This is a genomic window from Intrasporangium sp. (assembly GCF_035688975.1).
Taxonomy (GTDB): domain Bacteria; phylum Actinomycetota; class Actinomycetes; order Actinomycetales; family Dermatophilaceae; genus CALMNV01.
The window spans coordinates 1-2,640 of sequence record NZ_DASSMH010000098.1 but is presented as its reverse complement, the minus strand read 5'-3'; the positions used below and the strand labels follow the sequence as shown (position 1 = coordinate 2,640).

4 protein-coding genes are annotated in these 2,640 nt (G+C 73.2%); 1 reads left to right on the top strand and 3 read right to left on the bottom strand.

Annotation, left to right across the window (positions count from 1 at the left end; all coding sequences use genetic code 11):
• The coding region (locus VFJ94_RS10510; RefSeq protein WP_325004159.1) for a CHRD domain-containing protein at window positions 1-542 on the bottom strand (542 nt) is incomplete at its 3' end.
• A 137-nt stretch (window positions 543-679) separates the two neighbouring features.
• Window positions 680-1,012 (bottom strand): GNAT family N-acetyltransferase, encoded by a 333-nt coding sequence (locus VFJ94_RS10505; RefSeq protein ID WP_325004158.1) that lies wholly within the window; start codon window positions 1,010-1,012, stop codon window positions 680-682.
• A gap of 87 nt (window positions 1,013-1,099) precedes the next feature.
• On the opposite strand from VFJ94_RS10505, the gene VFJ94_RS10500 reads away from it, so the two are divergent.
• Window positions 1,100-2,083, top strand: coding sequence for a pirin family protein (locus tag VFJ94_RS10500; RefSeq protein ID WP_325004157.1), 984 nt, complete (start codon window positions 1,100-1,102; stop codon window positions 2,081-2,083).
• A gap of 9 nt (window positions 2,084-2,092) precedes the next feature.
• Here VFJ94_RS10500 and VFJ94_RS10495 read toward each other — a convergent pair whose 3' ends face one another.
• Window positions 2,093-2,593: a hypothetical protein gene (locus VFJ94_RS10495; RefSeq protein ID WP_325004156.1), complete on the bottom strand. Its 501-nt coding sequence runs from the start codon at window positions 2,591-2,593 to the stop codon at window positions 2,093-2,095.
• Window positions 2,594-2,640 lie beyond the last annotated feature (47 nt).

Here is a 2,640-nt window from a genome sequence, read left to right as displayed (position 1 = left end):
GAGCCGCCGTACTTGCCGTCCTTGTCGTAGTCGACGCCGTGGACGACGACGACGGCCTGGCCGTCCGCGATCGCCGAGGCGACCTCGGAGGAGACGGTGATGCTGCCCCGCTCGTAGGACAGGTTGCCCCCGGGCGCGGTGTCGAAGCGGTCGACCGCGAGGCCGCTCTTCGGGCTCGTGTCACCGCTCTTGGTCAGGGAGACGACGACGGGGCCGTATGCCGGCGCCCCCTCGCTGGTGGTGAGGTGGCCGTCGCCGTTCGCGTCGTCGGACAGCACGGGGCACTCGTGGCGGGCGTCCGCGCCGAAGTGGATGTGGGCCGCGTGCGGCTGGTCGGGCAGCAGGCCGTTCGCGGCCATGGTGACCGTGATGGTGGTGCCGCTCACGTCGACCATCGCGGTGCCGCTGCCGTTGACACCGTTTCCGGCGACGGGTCTCAGGTTCGCGTTCACGGCGCCGTCCGCCGCGAAGGCGGGCCCGACGCTGAGCGCCATGGCGGCAGCCGTGGCCAGGGTGGCGCCGGCGATACGGGTGGATGTCATGCGCATGGTGCTTCCTCCTTGACGAGGAGACGACCGTCCGGTGTCGAGGCACGCCGGGCGGGGTCGGGTGACCATCTCCACGGGGGGTTCGGCGCCGCCACCGGATCGGATTGGACCACGCTCGGAGCCACGTCGGGCTACAGGCCGAACGCCTTCCGGCGCGGCTCGGGCACGAGGTCGACGTAGTCGCGGTGCGTGGAGAGGAAGCGCCGGACGTAGGGGCAGAACGGCAGGACCGCCAGAGCGCGGGCCCGGGCGTCGTCGAGCGCCTCGGTGACCACCCGCGCGGCGAGCCCTCGGCCGCCGTAGGCCGGCTTCACCTCCGTGTGCACCAAGGCGATTCGGCCCGAGCCGAGCTCGTACTGCAGGAACCCCGCGAGGTCGTCACCGGCATACACCTCGTAGCGCGACTGCGCCCGGTCGTCCCGGACGACGACGGGCGCCTCCGCGCCGCCGCCCTCACTGGCCACGCGAGGTCCCGTCCGCGGTGGCTGGTCCGTGCCGCTCTAGCATGGTCCGATGCTAGGGCAGGTCCCGCACGGGAAGGATCACGGCCGATGACGAACCCCGAGGCCAACCCCGTTGAGCAGTGGTGCGGCCCGGCCGAGGCGGACGCCGCGGACGGGGCGTCCGCCGTCCAGGTCCTCACCGCCCGGGACGTGCCGCTCGGTGGCCCGCGCGCGATGACCGTGCGCCGCACGCTGCCGCAGCGGGCCCGGTCCCTCATCGGGGCCTGGTGCTTCGCCGACCACTATGGCCCCGACGACGTTTCGGTGACGGGCGGGATGGACGTCGCCCCCCATCCCCACACGGGGCTGCAGACCGTCAGCTGGCTCTTCAGCGGCGAGATCGAGCACCGCGACAGCCACGGCGTCCACGCCAGGGTCCGGCCGGGGGAGCTCAACCTCATGACCGGTGGCCATGGCATCTGCCACTCCGAGGTCTCCACGCCGGACACGCGCGTGCTGCACGGGGTGCAGCTCTGGGTGGCCCTGCCGGGCGCCCACCGGGACGCCGGGCGCGGGTTCCAGCACCACGTCCCCGAACCGGTCCGCGGAGACGGCGCGGTGAGCCGCGTCTTCCTCGGCAGCCTCCAGGGCAGCACGTCGCCGGTCGCGACGTTCAGCCCGCTGCTCGGGGCGGAGATCGTCCTCGACGCCGGAGCCGTGCTGCGCCTCGACGTCGACCCCGGGTTCGAGCACGGCGTCCTCGTCGACGAGGGCGCCGTCACCCTGACCGGCACGCGGCTCGAGCCGGCCCAGCTCGGCTACGTGCCGGCCGGCACGCCGACGCTGACCCTGGCCAACCAGGCGGACGGTCCGTCTCGACTGCTCCTCCTCGGAGGCGCGCCCTTCGAGGAGGACATCGTCATGTGGTGGAACTTCGTCGGGCGCAGCCACGAGGAGATCGTCGCCTTCCGCGAGGCCTGGCAGGCGGAGTCGGACCGGTTCGGGCGGGTAGAGGGCTACGGCGGCGCCGTGCGACGGCTGCCGGCGCCCGCCCTGCCCAACGCCCGGATCAGGCCGCGTCGCAACCGCTGATCCCGCGGCTCAGCCGCTCCCCGCCCGAAGGGCGGTCACCAGGACGAGCACGACCGTCGTGACGGCGAAGATGCCGTGCGCGACGACCGCCGCGGTGGGGATGCGTTGCTCGGCCAACGCCACCCCCGACGTCCCCCGGGAGGTCGAGTCCGCCGACCCCTCGGCCCCTCGTCGGCCGGTCCGCACGCCTGCGGCCGGCGGGGCGCCGACGCGGTCCTTGCGCCAGCGCAGGACGAGCACGTCGCCGATGCCGGCGACGACGACCAGGTCGGCGAAGGCCACCCACGCCAGCGTGCGGCTGTTGCCCAGGAGGTAGATGATCCACACGACGAGGCCCGCGGCCGCGAGCAGCGCGTGGGCGAACACGGCTGCCGGCGGGAAGTGCGTTGCCGCACCTGCGTTCCCGGCACCGCTACCGGCTCTGGCGCCGCCATGGGAGAGCCACGTGCTCAGCATGAAAAAGCCGAACCCCGCCGTGATGATCCACGTGATCAAGGCTGCTGTGGCCATGTCACTGTCCTTTCCGTGTCACTGCCCGCTTCGTCACTGCCCGCTTC

Bases quoted from the DNA above. Each gene is read 5' to 3' on its own strand.
- VFJ94_RS10495 (WP_325004156.1), bottom strand. From the start codon at position 2,593: ATGGCCACAGCAGCCTTGATCACGTGGATCATCACGGCGGGGTTCGGC.
- VFJ94_RS10500 (WP_325004157.1), top strand. From the start codon at position 1,100: ATGACGAACCCCGAGGCCAACCCCGTTGAGCAGTGGTGCGGCCCGGCC.